Below are 16,488 nucleotides of genomic sequence, written 5' to 3'. Positions count from 1 at the left end.
TGGAAATATGAACGCCAAAACGATAACCAAAGATCTGGAGTCTATGAAAAAGGCTGGTATCGGTAATTTGATCTTTCTGGAAGTAAACGTTGGCGTGCCTGGAGGAACTATTGATTTTCTTAGTGAACAGTGGACATCTTTGTTTGCCCATGCAGAAAAGGAAGCGCGACGCCTGGGGATAGAAATCACATTGGGGATAGGTCCCGGATGGACAGGCAGCGGTGGCCCATGGGTTAAAGCAGAACAATCTATGCAGCACCTGGTCTCGAGCCAGGTAACTGTCTCTTCAGACGATCACAAAAAGATTGTACTACCCGTGCCTGCACCCAAAAAACCTTTCTTTGGCGAAGGCAACCTGCCGGAAGACTTTAAGAAACAATGGAGAGCATACTATAAAGATGTGGCTGTACTGGGATTTCCTGATATCTCTTCCGTCAAAGCAATTAGCGATTACGAAGAAAAGGCACTGTATTATCGTGCTCCATATAGCTCCGCTACAGTAAAACCCTATTTAGCAGAACCTGATGTTAAGTCGGATCAGGGAAAAGGCATTGAAAAAGGTAAAATAATAGATCTTACCGGTAAGATGGATGCCGATGGAACCCTGAACTGGACTCCGCCAGCAGGTAAATGGATAATTATGCGTTTTGGCAGCCGTAATAACGGCGCAATTACCCGACCAGCGCCTGTCCCGGGATTAGGTTTTGAAGCCGATAAACTGGATACTGCCGCACTTAATGCCCACCTGGATGCCTACCTTGGTAAAATCTTCAAAAAAATAGCTAAACCCGACAGCAAGAGTAATGGCGGGTTAAAAAGGCTGCATATGGACAGTTGGGAAATGGGTGCCCAAAACTGGACAGCGAATTTTAGACAAGAGTTCCTAAAAAGAAGAGGCTACGATCCGATAACCTATTACCCGGTTTACTCAGGAAACGTTGTGGGTTCAAGAGAAGAAAGCGAACGATTTTTGTGGGACCTAAGATTAACGGCGCAGGAGCTTGTGTTACAAAACCATGCGAACCATGTAAAACAATATGGCAAGCGTCATGGACTTTCCTTATCTATAGAACCCTATGACATGAACCCGACTGCAGATCTAGATCTTGGCAGCGTTGCAGATGTACCTATGGCCGAGTTTTGGAGCAAAGGTTTTGGCTTTAATTCTACTTACAGCGTAATTGAAGCAACATCTATTGCTCATGTAGAAGGCAGATCGCTTGTGCCGGCCGAAGCCTTTACAGCACAGAATAATGAAGGATGGAAGCAACACCCGGGGTCAGTAAAAAACCAGGGCGATTGGGCTTTTGCCGCCGGCATAAACCGTTTTGTTTACCATACTTTCCAAAATCAGTTCTTACCTGATTCCTTAAAACCGGGCGCAACAATGGGGCCTTATGGTGTGCATTGGGATCGCGGACAAACCTGGTGGTCAATGGCAACGGCTTATCACCAATACATTACACGTTGCCAATACCTGTTACAGCAGGGGCGTACAGTGGCCGATATTTTATACATGACCCCAGAAGGCGCTCCGCATGTTTTCTTGCCGCCAGCGTCAGCAATTCAGGGCGATACGATTGGTAACAGAAAAGAATACAATTTCGATGGTTGTTCGCCATTACAGCTCATGAAAGCTTCTGTAAAAGGCAAAAATGTAGTGTTCCCAAGCGGAGCATCTTACCGCTTACTTGTGCTGCCGGCTTACGAGTCAATGACGCCTGAACTGCTTACCAAAATTGGGGAACTGGTAAAGCAAGGAGCAACCGTAGTAGGTCGCCCACCATTAAGATCTCCAAGTCTGAGTGGCTTTCCTGATTGCGACAAAAAAGTATTGGCATTAAGTGAAACCATATGGGGTTCTGTAACCAAACCTGCAGCGCAAACAAAAAGAACTTATGGCAAAGGTACCCTGATCTGGGGTGGCGAATTAGCCAGCCGGATTGATAATTTATACCCGCGGTATGAGCTTACTGCTGATATTTTAAAATCAGAAAACTTAGTTGAAGATTTCGTTGCCGATGACATCAGGTATACCCACCGTACAGGAAGCAACTGGGACCTTTATTTCTTGTCGAACACACAAAACAAACCAATAAAAGTAGATGGCAGGTTCCGCAGTGTGCAAGGATCCCCTGAATTATGGAATGCCATTACCGGGAAACGGATTCAGCTAAATGACTTCAAAACAGATCACCAGGTTACTACTATTCCTTTGCAATTGGATGCCTATGAAAGCTGTTTTATTATGTTCTCTAAAGAGAACAAATGGCTGGCATCAAAAACAAAAAAGGAAACTTTAACAAAAACACTTGTAACGCTCGATGGGCCTTGGGAGGTTAAATTTGACCCTAAATGGGGAGGGCCTGCAAGCACTACATTTGATAAACTATCTGATTGGACTACCAATAAAGAGGAGGGAATTAAATACTATTCTGGTACGGCTGCCTATCATAAAACCTTCCATTTTCCGCAGGCAAACCTAAAACAACCGATATATCTGGAGCTTGGAAAGGTGAAGAATATGGCCCGTGTTACCTTAAATGGAAAAGAAATTGGTATAGTATGGACTGCTCCATGGAAAATTGACATCTCTAACCATTTGCAGGCAAAAAACAACCAGCTCAAAATTGAAGTGGTGAACCTTTGGGGCAACAGGCTAATTGGTGATGAAAAAAAACCTGAGGATGGAATTAAGGATGATAAATGGCCAGATTGGCTATTGAATAACAAGCCTCGTACAAGCGGAAGATATACTTTTACCACTTCCAAACAGTACAATGCCGACTCTCCTTTACAAGAATCAGGACTTATGGGCCCGGTAACCATCATTCAGGAAACTATAAAAAAATAAAATATTATAATGTATAAACAATCTAAGGTCAGGATAGGATTATTTGGTATAGGTCTGCAAGCATATTGGGATCAATTTACGGGACTTAAACAACGGCTAACTGAATACATTGAGGTGGTTGCAAAAAGCATGGAAACTTTTGATGCCGAAATTGTTAACCTTGGCCTGATAGACACACCGGAAAAAGCTTTTGATGCTGGCTTAAAATTTAAGCAAGTGGATGTTGATCTGATATTTCTATATGCAACAACCTACGCACTGTCATCAACTGTGCTGCCAGTAGTAAGAAAGGCGGGTGTGCCGGTAATTGTTCTTAATCTAGCCCCACAGGCTAGTATTGATTATAAAAGCTTTAACAGCATGGAAAGCAGGACTGCTATGACAGGGGAGTGGCTGGCTTATTGTTCTTCGTGCTCAGTGCCCGAAATTGCAAATGTATTCCGTCGTAGTAATATCCCCTTTTTTCAGGTTACGGGGCTGCTTTATGATGATGCACATGTTTGGACGCAAATACAAGAATGGATACAGGCAGCGCAAGTAGCCAGAACGATGCAGTACAACCGGCTTGGTGTGATGGGTAATTATTACGGAGGGATGCTCGACATCTATACCGATCTTACCCTTCAGTGTGCAACATTTGGCGGGCACATAGAAATTCTGGAAGTTGATGAATTGTCGGCTTTAAGAACCAGCGTAACCGACACAGAAATCGAAGAAAAACTAACTGAAATTAAAACTGAATTTGATGTTCAGGACGATTGTTTAGCAGAAGAACTGCATCGGGCAGCTAAAACTGCTGTGGCGTTGGATAAACTGGTTGATAAGTATGATCTGGGCTCATTTGCTTATTACCACAAAGGCACTGGTAACGCCGAAAATGAAAATACGGTTACCTCTGTGATATTGGGCAATTCACTGCTTACTGGTAAACACGTTCCGGTAGCCGGCGAATATGAAATTAAAAATGTGCAGGCCATGAAGATCATGGACAGTTTTGGTGCGGGGGGGTCTTTTACTGAGTATTACGCAATGGATTTTAACGATGATGTAGTGATGATGGGGCATGATGGGCCCTGCCATCCTAAAATAGCAGAAGGGAAAATAAAAGTTAAACCGCTAAAAGTTTATCACGGTAAGGTGGGGCATGGCTTATCGGTAGAAATGTCTGTTAGCCATGGCCCGGTTACACTATTATCAGTATTAGAAACCGGCAAGGGCACACTGAAATTACTGGTTGCCGAAGCAGAATCAGTTGCAGGTCCGATTCTGGAGATCGGAAATACCAATAGCAGGTATAAATTTTCTTCGGGTGCGAGGAACTTTGTAGAGGCCTGGAATCAGGAAGGCCCTGCCCACCATTGCGCGATAGGAAAGGGACACATTGCCTCAAAAATTAAAAAGCTCGGTGACATACTAAATTTGGATGTGGTACACATTAAGTAAGATGATTTTCTAATTGAATCCATACGGGAGCATGATCACTTGTTTTTTCCCATCCACGAACATGACGGTCGACCGCTGCAGCTTTGAGTCGACTGGTTAAGTGAGGGCTTAAAAGGAAGTGATCTATCCGTAAACCTGCATCACGGCTGTAGGCGTTGCGGAAATAATCCCAAAACGTATAAATCTTCTCATTTGGATGTAATGTCCTTAATGCATCGGTCCATCCTTGTTCAACCAGGGTTTTAAAGGCATCGCGAACTTCGGGTCTGAACAACGCATCATCAACCCAACGTTCTGGCTTATACACATCAAGTTCTGTGGGCATCACATTATAATCTCCTACAAGTATTGTAGGTATATCAAAATCCAGAAGGGCTTTGGCATGGAGTTTTAAGCGCTCAAACCAAGCCAGTTTATAATCGAATTTTAGTCCCGGAGCAGGGTTTCCATTTGGTAAATAAAGACAGCCAATAACTATCCCAGCTATAAAGGCCTCAATGTACCTGCTGTTTAAATCCTCTGGGTCGCCTGCAAGCCCTCGTCTGGTTTCTTTAATTTCCAGATTCCGTGCAAGGATTGCAACCCCGTTCCAGCTTTTCTGGCCATGCCATATGGCATTGTAGCCGGCGTCTGTTATGGCTTGTTCGGGGAACTTTTCCTGTGGCGCTTTTAACTCCTGCAGGCATACTATATCTGGTTGCGCTTCTTCGAGCCAGCGAAGTAGTACGGGTAACCGACCATTAATACCATTTACGTTGTAAGTAGCAATTTTCATATCAAGTTTATTTAAGCTTAACCATTAACTAAATGCAAAAGTTTAAAATATTAATTTTTTTGGATTGCCAGCATTGCTTTAGTTCTCCTGAGGCAAAGCTGAAGGACAGGTAGTTTATCGTCGAGATGACGATCCCTTTTATGATGATAACACAGTAATACCGGATAAATCTGCTTTTCCGTGTTTCAGGAATTCGTAGGTTATTCGATCTGCTTTACAGTCTGTAAACTGAATCCGGTTCCGTTTAAATGTATTGTTTTTAAAGAAAGTGTTGGTAAGTGTCGCATTCTGGAACTTTACCCAGTCAAAAACACAGTTTTCAAAATAACAATCCTCCAGTGTGCCATCAAAAACAATATCAGCTATATGTGTATCAATAAAAGAGGTACGATTCCACACTGTATCTGAAACTTTATTATTCTCGAAGCCTCCCGATTTGAAACTCACGCCCGTAAAATCAGCACCCGAGAAATCGCAGCCCTCTAAATGACTTTTTAAAAATTCAGCTTCTTTAAAAGCACACCCTTTAAATAAATTGTTACTTAAGTGGGAGCTCTGGATTTGGCTGCTGCTGATATCGGAACCTGAGAAATCACAGTATCTGATATAGCTTTTCAAAATTTTAGCCTCCTTCAGAAAACTGTTCTTAAATAGGTTGTTGTCTAAATTGGAGGCCCGAATTTGACTATTGCTGATGTCGGAGTCTGAAAAATCACAGCTGTCAAGATTGTTGCTTTTCAGAAGAAGTTCTGATAAATCCGAACCGATAAATTTGCAACGCTGCATGTTAGATGAACTGAATTTTTCATGTAGATTTTTCAACCCTGAAAAGTCAGCATCAACCCAATTTCCTTGCGACATATCCCAGCTAAGTTTTCTCCCTTGCTTTTCGGATGGCGTTCCAGCCTGTCGCACTTCAATAGCTCCAGACTGAAAGTTTTCTGAAAAATAGTTAAGGTCAACACCAAGAATTTCAGCCAGACGATTAAAAGTAGTGATGTCTGGCATTGATTCTCCGCGCTCCCACTTTCCGACTGCCTGGGGGCTGATGAACAGAAGTTGAGCTAACTGGACTTGAGAAGTATTTATTTTCTTTCGTGCTTCGGCAATTTTATTACCGATCATTTTTGTGCTTAACATAGGTACTATCTTTTTAKTATTTTTTGGACACTACAAAGGTATTTGGATGCATTTCCCGAATCAACAAAATACATAAACTTATAGTTGTATTTATGCTACTTCTAGTTGTTATTGACAACTATAAGTAGTAAAAATCTAAATTTGCTATACAGGAACAAACAAAAATTAAAAGATAATGGACAAAAGAGTAAAATTTGATTTTGAAATATACTTTACCAACGGAGGAAGCATAAAAGGTGAAGATTTTAGATTAGACATAGCTGGTGATCACATTTCTGATAAAGAACTTGCTGATTATATTGTTGCCGATCTAAGACTGCTGATGGTTGGGCAAACCAAAATTCTGAATAAAGAAATTTTTAACGAGGTACACAAGCGCAAACCCGTTAATGAAAAGGCAGGATCAGATTTATTCATTGATTTGAGTCATACTATTGAAGATGGGCTTGTAACTTACAAAGGATTGCCAGCGCCCATTATTTGTGACTATTTGAGCCGGGAAAACTCAAAAGCGCTTTATGCAGAGGGAACCACGTTTCAAATTGGGAAAATTGAAATGGTAAGCAACACGGGTACTTATATAGATTGCCCTTTTCATAGATTTGAAGATGGGAAAGACCTCTCGGAAGTTGGGTTAGAATGTTTTACAGACCTCGATGCAATTGTAATACGAGTGCCCTTTTCTGACACGCTGGAAATAACTGAAGAACACTTAAAAAATTACGAAATCAGAAACAGAGCAGTTCTGATTCATACCGGTTGGGATAGCCGTTGGAATACGGAAAAATATTACGAGCATCATCCTTATTTAACAGAAGGGGCTGCCAAATATTTAAAAGATTGCAGTGTTAAATTAGTGGGTATAGATTCTCATAACATAGATAACACTAAAGGAAAAACAAGACCTGTTCATACTACACTTTTAGGCGCCGAAATATTAATTGTGGAACATCTTTGCAATTTGTACCTGTTACCTGCCGAAGGTTTTACTTTTAGTGCAATTCCTCCGAAATTCAAAGGCGTTGGAACCTTTCCAGTAAGGGCAATGGCTAAACTGGCCAAACCTGATTAGTGGTTATATTTACTGTCTGAGCATTTTATTTTAATCAAAATTTTGTTTTTATCTTTTTACTTATTTCTTTGTACTTCCGATACCTATAATGCACATCAATGAATAAATTCTCAGACGAACTCAACCACATCATAGCACTATACAACACACTTGATTTTTCAAAAGAAGACGATTTATTATCAGATATTGAAAACAAAAATACGTGCGAAAATATTTTGGCAATAGTTCAAACCATACTAAGCAAAGAGCCAAATCATTTTGAAGCATTATTATGGCGAATAAGAATAAATAACAGCCCTGTTTTTAGCAATACATCTGCCATACAAGAAGACTGTAACCTTATACTAAATACGAGTAGTGATATAACTAGCAGACTTCAGGCGTATGATTGGTTAATTTATATTTACCTGGAAAAACTATCATTAAATGATATTGCTATTGAAACGTTAGAAGATAAACTAATTGATGTTGGTGGCATAAAAGACAATCGTGCCTTACAAGACCAGGCTTTTGGCGATACTTATCATAAATTGGCTTATCTCCATCAAGAAAAAGGAGATGAGACCGAAGCGATTGATTATTACCTGAAATCGTTTAAACATGCGCCAAAAATGGTATCCAGAAATTATGAGGGTGGATTACTTTTACTGGAACTGGAAAGGTTTGATGAGGCAGAACAGTTATTGTCTAAACATTTTGATTTTGCAGAGCCTCTGGAGTGTGTAGGCTATACAGAAAAGATAGAGGAGTTGTTTAACAGGGGTAAATTAAATAAGCATTGGAATTTATTTAATTTATTTTACCCTACTGCATATGAGATGCCAACAGAATTTGGGTACAAAAACCGTCAGGAATTTGTGGCGAAGTATCTGCCCGTTATTATTAATGAAACCGAAAAAAATCCAACAAATGCCATAGCCTGGAGGATGTTGAGCAACAACTATTACTTTAATGATAAGAATGCAAAAAAAGGCTTCGATAATCTGACCAAATATTATGAGATAGTTAAGGAGGTAAAAGATTTAGCCATCGAAAGATATTATGATACAGCCGAAGATTTAAATATCGATTTACGAAGTATCGATTTTCCAATTTATCCCGATGGTGCAATTTGCTATAACATACTAACTACCTATCTGGAAAAAGGCAACGAGGCACAGGATAAAAATGATCATTTTTCGGCCCAGATGTATTATGAAACGGCAAAAAAATATGGTCTGGCCGGCTACCAAGCATTTAACAATTACTTTAATAGTGATAAGGGTTTGTCTATTAACAATGAGCCACACACTTTTGCAATGCTTTGCAATAATCTGGGTATTGTAATTAAACAAGTATCCTGGTATCAGCATAAAAGCTACCTTAACGACGAGTGTAAATTTGCTTCAGACATACATTGGCAGGGTTACCAGGTTTCGCCATTCTGGGAAAACTTAGATAATGGAATGGAAATTTCATGGAGAAATGAAAATGACCTGAACCTTGAAAAATTCTGTCTGGAAGTGCTTTCTAATTTCGATTATTACAAAAATATTCTGGAAGCAGAAAAATGGTATCAAGTGATGTTCTACCTCATAACTGCTTACCGACAATCGGAAAAATATGAAGAAGCAAAACAAATTTACGAGCAAACCATCCGAAAATTTGAAGAAAGCGGAGATGAGCATAAAACTATTGTAAGTATTGTTTTGGATACGGCTATTGTGTATTTCAACTTTTTAATGGCTAAAGGTTTGCATAATCAAAGTCTTAGCTATGTAAGTGATTTATTTAGCAATCCGGCTTATCAAAAAATGCAAAGCGAAAAAGCGGAGAGTTTTAAATATTATTTTATGGCGCATGCCTATCTGGGTTTAAACGACAAAAACGAAGCTCAAAAGTATTTTAAACTGATTACGGAGAAATTTGCAAATACTCAATTAGCCTATATACGCGACGTAGTGAACGATGCTAAGAGTAATTTGAATATTATAAACGCGGGGCAGAACTTTGATGAGGTAGTTGTTGCGCTCTATAAAACTCAACCTAAAAGAATTTTGGACTATCCTTTAAAGGCAAAAGAAGAAAATGTCAAATATTTAAAGCAGATGTTGAATTTGGTTACCAATAATAAAATGCCTTCTTCATCTGCCTGGGTAGAGAAAGACATGTATATTGGTTTTGAGCTTAGAAAAAAGCGAACTGAAATTGAAGAGATATACGATTCGTTTTTTTATATCCATTTGAAATCTGAGGATTTAGGGATAAGGTACGAGCTTGTAGAGTGGCAGGATATAGAAAGTGGGTTTTTAGGTTTATCAAAAAAAATAGTACAGCGCAATGCCTTTTATGTAGGGTTCTATACAGCGTACGAATCAAATGCATCTGATACACGAACAGAATTTGAAATGGCATCAGAACACTTGCAACAAAAGGCACAATATTTATGGAAAGAATGGGTAAATAAAATGCATTATCTATAAGTTTTATATTGTTATTATTCCATTCTTTACAGCATAAATAACCAAACCTGCAATGTTTTTAGAACCTATTTTCTCGAACAATCTGGTGCGATAACCCTCAACTGTACGCACACTTAGAAACAATTTATCGGCAATCTCGGAATTACTGCATTCCTCGCAAATGAGTTTAAGTACTTCGATCTCACGTTCGTTTAGCTTGGCCTCTTTTTGATGCAAACGATGCATGAAATTTATGCCCAACAGCTCTTTTGCCATGGTTATCGACAGGTTGTCGTTAAAATAAAAGCCCTTTGCATGTACGGTTACAATAGCATCCAATATTTCTTCGGGTTCGGCATTTTTTAAAAGATAGCCCGAAGCGCCCAGGCGCATGGCGTCTAAAATATACTTATCCTCGTTGTGCATAGAAAGAACTAATATTTTAATTTCCGGAAAATGCTGGTGAATATAAGCTGTTGCCTGCATGCCATCCATTTCAGGCATTTTAATATCCATTAGAATTACGTCGGGTTTATTATTGGTAATTTGATCAATTAGATCTTTGCCGTTTATTGCTTCTATAATTAAATTTAGTTCAGTATAATCTTCTAAAGTGAATTTTAGACCTTCACGGAAAATTTTATGATCATCAGCGATTGCTAAATTTATTAAGGCCATAGGTCAATTATCAAGTTTATTAATGTTTAAAGTAATAGTGGTTTGTGTACCTTTTCCAATTACTGAATGAGTTCTAATGTCGGCTTTTATTAATTGGGCCCGGCTTTGCAGATTTTTTAAGCCAAAGCCATGTACAATGGTGTCTTTATTAAAGCCGATGCCATTATCCTTAAAGTCCAGGCGGATCAATTCTCCTTCTTTACTTAAAGAGATGTCAATTTCCGAAGCTTGTGCGTGTTTTATGGCATTGCCAAACAACTCCTGCATCATGCGGTAAAGTGTAATTTCTATTTCGGGCTTAAAACGTTCTCCATTTAAATTTTGGCTATAGTTTACCTCTACGCCAGTATTTTGCTGCACATAATTAGACAAATCTTTCAGTCCATCGGTTAGTCCAAAGTCGATTAAAACTGTGGGTAAAACATTATGAATAATGTTGCGTATTTCCTGTATACATTCGTCGGTTAATTTACGGGTACTGGCTAGCAAGGTTGATGCATTTTCGGCATTGCCCGATAATTTGGCGATGCGATGCAAGTTTAATTTGATGGCCGATAACACCTGTCCAACGCTATCGTGTAAATCAACAGATAAGCGTTTACGCTCGCTTTCCTGCGTTTCAAAAACAGCCTGCAGGAAGCTGTTTTGTGCTTCGGCTTGCATTTTACGTTTTTCTTCCTGGTATTTTAGCATTTTGCGCTGGTAAAGAATTACAAACAAAAACAAAAATACCAGCAGTAAAACTACCACTAGTGTACCAATAATAAGTACTTCGGTTATATCGTTTTCTGTGGTTTGCAAAATAAGGCAATTGCGAATAAAAGGTTAGCTATTATATTAATTATGGAGTGAATGGTCCAGAAATTTGAAGATAAAGATCCTAAAGACCTCATGAGCATAAATAGAAAAATATTGATGCTGCAATAAGATAAAACGCCGGCACTTATCCAAAACATGGGTTGCTTTTCCAGGCGAACAATCTCGGCCTGATCAAGTAATTGCCAAAAATAGAGTAAGGATAATAAGATTAAGGTTACGCTTAAAATGGTATTTCCGATAGAAGGAAATTTTAATAATCCTTCTATAAAAAATGCATTGATAAAAATTAGCACCCCGGTTATTACAGAAAGCGCTAGTGAGAGTTTTTTTAACGCCAATTTATTAAATGCATGGAAATATATTAACGCATAAAATAGAACACTTACCAATATAAATAAATGAATTAAGGGCGCGTTGTTGGCGCGCCCTCCGCTGGTAATTAAAGTTATATTGAAGTGCCTCACCAAAAGCAAACTCAGATCGAACAAGCCTGAAACTATAAAAAATACAGCGGCAATTTTTTGCACTTTATTTAAGTGCTTATAGTTAAGTATTGCCGCTGCTATGGGCAAAAGCGCTGACAAGCTTGATAAGTTTTGCAAAAGGAGCTGCGGTGACATCGTTAATTCTTTAACTTTATTTGGTTAGTGCATTTTCAGGACAACCCGCACCTCCTGGGCATGGCGACGCTTGTTCGGCTATAGTGCGAGCTGCTGCTTTAAAAGACATGGCCATCATTGGTTTTTCTGGATCTGATGGAGTTATAGTTGGCACTTGCTCAGGTATTTGATCTATACCATCTTTATCGCTACCTACCAAAATCAGGTGCTTTACACCATATGCACCAACAATCCAACGTAAAAAATTGCTTATCGCAACAAAAATACGCTGAATCCAGTTTAGCCTCACTTCATTGGCATAGTAGATGCGGATACCTAAGCATTCGGGCTGTTCAAGGATCTGTTGTAAAATCTGATTCCCAAAAAAATGTGAAATCGTTTCATTTGGGTTCATGATACGATAATTCTTTGTCCAGGCGGCAGCAATCTTTATATCGATAGGATCGCCTTCGGTACCATCAATCGGGTGTTGTCTGTTTTGAGTTTCCATTTTATAAGATTCGTTTAGTATGGTTTACTAAAATTAAATATTATTAACTGTATTTCAAGTGTTTAGTAACGATTAAGGCCCTTTTTTTAATAATTGCGTAAAAGCCACATGGCGTATGCGTATTAACACGCATGCAAAAATCCGTGCAAGCTACCTTGTCCATTGCTGGTATTCATCAGAACTTTAGTCTATCAAAAAAACAAATCTAAAGGCGCTCTTAGGATCATTTAATTGCCAAATAGATTTTGACTAAAAAAATAAAAAAATGGAAAATAAACATGAATCCTCAGAAATTCCCTGCTGTCCGGAATTGTTAAAAGACAGCAATTGTGATGTATTGGTTTTTACACGCACATTAAATTATCCATTGTCTATAAAAGGGCAGGAGAGGCAAACGGCCTTAGTAGCCCAATTATTAATCAGCTTTAAATTAAGCCGATGCACTATAGGTAATGTGCTGGGTGATCCGGTTTATACAACCACCTTGTTGCCTGGCGAAAAAGTGCGCCTGGTTACAACCGATAGAAGAAGCAAATTTACTTACGATGCCAGCACTCAGTTAAGTTATCGTTCTGAACAGATATCCGAAGAACAATACTTTATGAAAGCATCGCAAAGCTATTTTTCTGATATGGAAAACAATCAATCGGGAAATCAAAACAGCGAAAATAAAGACCATTGGGATTTTAGTGGTGGCTCTAGCAGTAGCATAGATATTAATCCGTTTAGCCCTGGAGTAGATTCTAATAGCAACTCTACCAAAAACCACAACAGTTCGTCAACGCTCGATTATTTAAACAGTCAGAGCAGCAATATGCGAGCTTCGGCAACTCAGGCTGTAAGTGCTACGCAGAAAGCGCACTCTATTTCGATTGGCGAGGTAGCCACTAAAGTGCATGCCGAAGGTCAATCAGAAGATCATTTCGAATCTTCTTCCAGGGAGTTTTCGAATCCTAACGGTTGCCATGCCATCTCGTACTTTTTCTATCGGATGAATAAAAAACAAGTGGTAAAATTTGAATTGGTAAGCATAGAGAAACTGATTAGTGTTTCTGGAATTACAAATTTCGCTTTTGTAAACCCGATCATAACACCTGCTATGCGCGAAGAGGCTTTAAAAGAACTAAACAAAGAGCTAATTGCGGCAGGTATTTTAGATGATAAAGGTGAAGTATCAGCCGCTTACCGCAAGAAATTTGAGTTTTCAATGGAATTCTCATTGCCTACGGCCGGCGTTATTGTAAAGGGCTGTTTGGACGAATGTAATATCTGCGAGCCTGCTGCAAGAGAACGCATCCATTTACAAAATGAACTTTTAAGAAGACAAATAGAACTACTTGAAAAATCACAAGAATATCGTTGTTGCCCTAATGATTGTGATACAGAGAAAGATATTTAAGACGTGCTCTCCAAACTACACTCAGCATGCTAAATAGGGTAACGGCTGTAAGTCTGGGTGTATCTATAATCAAATAGCGGAGTAAGCCGAAAATCCGATAAAAGAGTAGGCTATTAAAATAATCAAAACTATGTATATTTCCATGCAAGGCAATTGGACCGTACGTGTTACGGCCAAAAATGCAACCTTTAAACAGCAGTTTGTAGTACAAGGTGCTACAAGTGGAAACGGCACTTATCAGGGTACAGTCGGCGCAGCCGATGTAGTAGTAACCGGTGCCATGTGGACGCTTAACATCCAACATAATCCGGGTACTGGTTTTCAGAATTCTGATGCCCGAATTAAATTTCCAACCAAAGTGGGCGGGAATTACCAGTTTCAAATTCAGTCTAATGACGGCGGAGGTGATCAGGATTTTGATGATCTGGTGCTTACCTGTTTTACCCCAGCCGGTTATCAGGATTATTTAGCCTATGGCCATGTGAGTACCTACAGCGGCCTTTGTCTTTATAATCCATGTTATCGCAGTCACTTTGTTATCGATAATATTTTTGCTTTCGAAAAAGCGTTAAAAAATCCTGGAATACGCGAAGTGTTAGAGAAATATTATCCTGAACGTATTCCATCGGTTATTGTAAATCCAAATCCACCAGATCCGGGTCCGTTTAAACCCCTTATGATTAATTTAACGGACGACAGACAAACCCCGAGTCGTGTAGCTGATTTATTTAGCATCGAAAACCAGGAAAGGGCGATTGATACAAGGGCCGCCAGTTTAAAAGGCACTGAAAATATTTCATTAGAAAGCACCCTGAAATATACCAAGACCATACAATTAGATACCAATGTAAGTAATACGCTAAGTTCGGCCCGACGTGACATTGTTGGTGTTTTTGATAATGCCCGTTTTGGATGTAGCGTTGTTGATGGTAAAAATATCAGCTTAAATTTTGAAGAATACGACCGTACCGCTGCCGAAAAAGCAGGAAACCCCTACACTGGTAGCGGAGAGCGTAGAAATTTAGGCTTTGCCATTACCGATATGAATGGTAACTACATTTTTCATTATAAACATACGCTTACAGATATATTTGACGAACTGTTTGATTATGCCAGTGGCGAAGATCTTGCAGCGCAAGTGATGCCAGATCTGATTGTAAGTATCCCCGGATCTACTGTTGGAGCACCTGTTTTGTACGAAAGTGCCTGCTACTTTAATGTAAGCCGAATTAAGCGTATTGATATTTGTATCCCTGCATCGGTTATACCTAAACCTTTTAATTGTTTTAACGGCAATATGATTGGTTCACTAGGCAATGTAATTATAGGTGGCAACCAAAATAGTACTGCCAGTTTTGCCTTTGCTGCTATGGATAGAAATTCTGCGGCCTTAGATAACCACTTACATGCCGATGGCCGCATTAGCAGCCACAATGTTTTGGCAGGTTTGAACATAGATTGTGCAGCCTGGGCGGGTACAGTAGATGTAAAAGGTTGTTTGTATAATACACAAAGGAAAGCTAATGATCCGATAATTGCCTTTTATACCATTAGATATAGCAAAAACATGTCGGAACCTTTCAGTTCCTGGAATTACGTAACGGAAGGTTATATGGGCTATTTATTTCAGGGCTTTGGGTTAGATTTATTGCCAAAATTAATAGGTTCATACGATACTATACCGCTAAAAGTTGATGGCGGACCGGCAATTAAAGTACCTTATTACTTAAACGTAGAAGCTCAAATTGAAGCAGGTATACCCTGGATACCATATGATAAAAACCGTTTAATCCAATTAAACACGGCAATTTATCAGAGTACTGCACCCGGAACGGTTTATTTCCGTATGGACGGTTATGATGCTGCAGGAAACCATATATCAGGCGCTACAGATATGATTGCCATGTATATTGATAATAATTCTCTTGGCTTTAGCCTGGACAATGTTTGGTTTGATGCCGATGGTGTAAACATTGTAAAAGCAGAATGTAATTTGTATCGCATTAAAGAGGCCTACTTAAACACTCCGCTAAACGTTACATTTAAAGCTTGTGAAACCCATCCCAATTCTGTATTTCAGGATCATTATGATCTATCTATCGGAAAATGCGGAACCTCTGCGGGTTTTGAAGTAAAACGATTAGGAAGTTCATTGCCCGAACCAAGTATTTTACATGGTGATAACCCTACTAACAACGAGGCTCATAATTGTCCGGGCTATCGCGGTACGGCAGATGCAAGCAAGTTTGGAGACTCAAATTCGCACCAAATTACTTTTGTTCCCTTACCTGTTCCAACAGGAAAATGGCTTGAACCTACTGAAAGTTATGCAACCGTTTCTATTGGTTTAACGGCGTCAAAAAGAACAACCAATGGTTATGGGGCAGGTGCAAATGCCGGCAACTACATTGTAAGTGCTGGGGTAGCCATAGAACGTTTACCATAAACACAAAGCAATGACAGCTTATTTGTTTCTAATTTCTGTCCTTTCCGTTTGGCGTGTTACCCATTTAATACAAGCCGAAGATGGCCCTTTTGATGTAATTTATAAACTAAGAAAACTTGCAGGTAAAAGCTTTTTTGGTTCATTAATGGACTGTTTCTTCTGTTTGTCTATTTGGGTAGCACTACCAATAGGAATTTATTTCGGTAACAATTGGATCGAGAGCATATTGTTGGTCCTGTCGTTTTCGGCAGCGGCAATATTTTTAGAACAAATAATTATGAAAAAATCTAATTACCCTTAAAAACTAAAAC

General features: G+C 39.3%; 13 protein-coding genes. 7 read left to right on the top strand and 6 right to left on the bottom strand.

Annotated features, from left to right (window positions below; all coding sequences use genetic code 11):
- Positions 1 to 2,854: glycosyl hydrolase (locus tag AC1DDX_RS08565; RefSeq protein ID WP_477621951.1), on the top strand; the 2,854-nt coding region annotated here is incomplete at its 5' end.
- 9 nt (positions 2,855 to 2,863) lie between these two features.
- Positions 2,864 to 4,297 carry an arabinose isomerase gene (locus AC1DDX_RS08560; protein ID WP_337715041.1) on the top strand — a complete coding sequence of 478 codons (1,434 nt, stop codon included), beginning with the start codon at positions 2,864 to 2,866 and terminating at the stop codon, positions 4,295 to 4,297.
- Here the strand turns inward: AC1DDX_RS08560 and xth are convergent.
- Together xth and AC1DDX_RS08550 are read right to left on the bottom strand one after the other, a co-directional pair.
- Positions 4,290 to 5,072, bottom strand: coding sequence for an exodeoxyribonuclease III (gene xth, locus AC1DDX_RS08555; protein WP_337715039.1), 783 nt, complete (start codon positions 5,070 to 5,072; stop codon positions 4,290 to 4,292). The genes AC1DDX_RS08560 and xth overlap by 8 nt on opposite strands.
- A gap of 138 nt (positions 5,073 to 5,210) precedes the next feature.
- Complete coding sequence (locus AC1DDX_RS08550) at positions 5,211 to 6,212, bottom strand: pentapeptide repeat-containing protein (protein ID WP_288880342.1); 1,002 nt, start codon at positions 6,210 to 6,212, stop codon at positions 5,211 to 5,213.
- A gap of 175 nt (positions 6,213 to 6,387) precedes the next feature.
- Between AC1DDX_RS08550 and AC1DDX_RS08545 the strand changes: the two genes are divergently transcribed.
- A complete protein-coding gene (locus tag AC1DDX_RS08545; protein ID WP_288880339.1) occupies positions 6,388 to 7,284 on the top strand; it encodes a cyclase family protein in 897 nt (298 codons plus the stop codon).
- A 98-nt stretch (positions 7,285 to 7,382) separates the two neighbouring features.
- Positions 7,383 to 9,746: a tetratricopeptide repeat protein gene (locus tag AC1DDX_RS08540; RefSeq protein ID WP_288880337.1), complete on the top strand. Its 2,364-nt coding sequence runs from the start codon at positions 7,383 to 7,385 to the stop codon at positions 9,744 to 9,746.
- Between the two features lie 3 nt (positions 9,747 to 9,749).
- Here AC1DDX_RS08540 and AC1DDX_RS08535 read toward each other — a convergent pair whose 3' ends face one another.
- The 4 genes from AC1DDX_RS08535 to AC1DDX_RS08520 are packed head-to-tail and all read right to left on the bottom strand — an operon-like array spanning position 9,750 to position 12,332.
- Complete coding sequence (locus tag AC1DDX_RS08535) at positions 9,750 to 10,403, bottom strand: response regulator transcription factor (RefSeq protein ID WP_288880334.1); 654 nt, start codon at positions 10,401 to 10,403, stop codon at positions 9,750 to 9,752.
- A gap of 3 nt (positions 10,404 to 10,406) precedes the next feature.
- Positions 10,407 to 11,204: a sensor histidine kinase gene (locus AC1DDX_RS08530; protein WP_288880333.1), complete on the bottom strand. Its 798-nt coding sequence runs from the start codon at positions 11,202 to 11,204 to the stop codon at positions 10,407 to 10,409.
- Positions 11,180 to 11,842 carry a hypothetical protein gene (locus AC1DDX_RS08525; RefSeq protein WP_288880330.1) on the bottom strand — a complete coding sequence of 221 codons (663 nt, stop codon included), beginning with the start codon at positions 11,840 to 11,842 and terminating at the stop codon, positions 11,180 to 11,182. Before AC1DDX_RS08525 ends, AC1DDX_RS08530 begins: the two co-directional genes overlap by 25 nt.
- Before the next feature lie 16 nt (positions 11,843 to 11,858).
- On the bottom strand, positions 11,859 to 12,332 hold the full coding sequence (locus tag AC1DDX_RS08520) for a hypothetical protein (protein ID WP_288880328.1): 474 nt from the start codon (positions 12,330 to 12,332) through the stop codon (positions 11,859 to 11,861).
- A 265-nt stretch (positions 12,333 to 12,597) separates the two neighbouring features.
- Between AC1DDX_RS08520 and AC1DDX_RS08515 the strand changes: the two genes are divergently transcribed.
- From AC1DDX_RS08515 to AC1DDX_RS08505, 3 genes are all read left to right on the top strand, one after another.
- A complete protein-coding gene (locus AC1DDX_RS08515; RefSeq protein ID WP_337715037.1) occupies positions 12,598 to 13,731 on the top strand; it encodes a hypothetical protein in 1,134 nt (377 codons plus the stop codon).
- 130 nt (positions 13,732 to 13,861) lie between these two features.
- Complete coding sequence (locus tag AC1DDX_RS08510) at positions 13,862 to 16,177, top strand: hypothetical protein (protein WP_337715035.1); 2,316 nt, start codon at positions 13,862 to 13,864, stop codon at positions 16,175 to 16,177.
- Between the two features lie 10 nt (positions 16,178 to 16,187).
- The gene (locus AC1DDX_RS08505) at positions 16,188 to 16,478 is read left to right on the top strand and encodes a DUF1360 domain-containing protein (RefSeq protein WP_172663662.1); all 291 of its coding nucleotides are present in this window, start codon (positions 16,188 to 16,190) and stop codon (positions 16,476 to 16,478) included.
- Positions 16,479 to 16,488: the final 10 nt, after the last annotated feature.

This window comes from Pedobacter sp. 10L46_2 (assembly GCF_056395165.1).
This window is presented reverse-complemented; position numbering and strand designations above follow the sequence as displayed.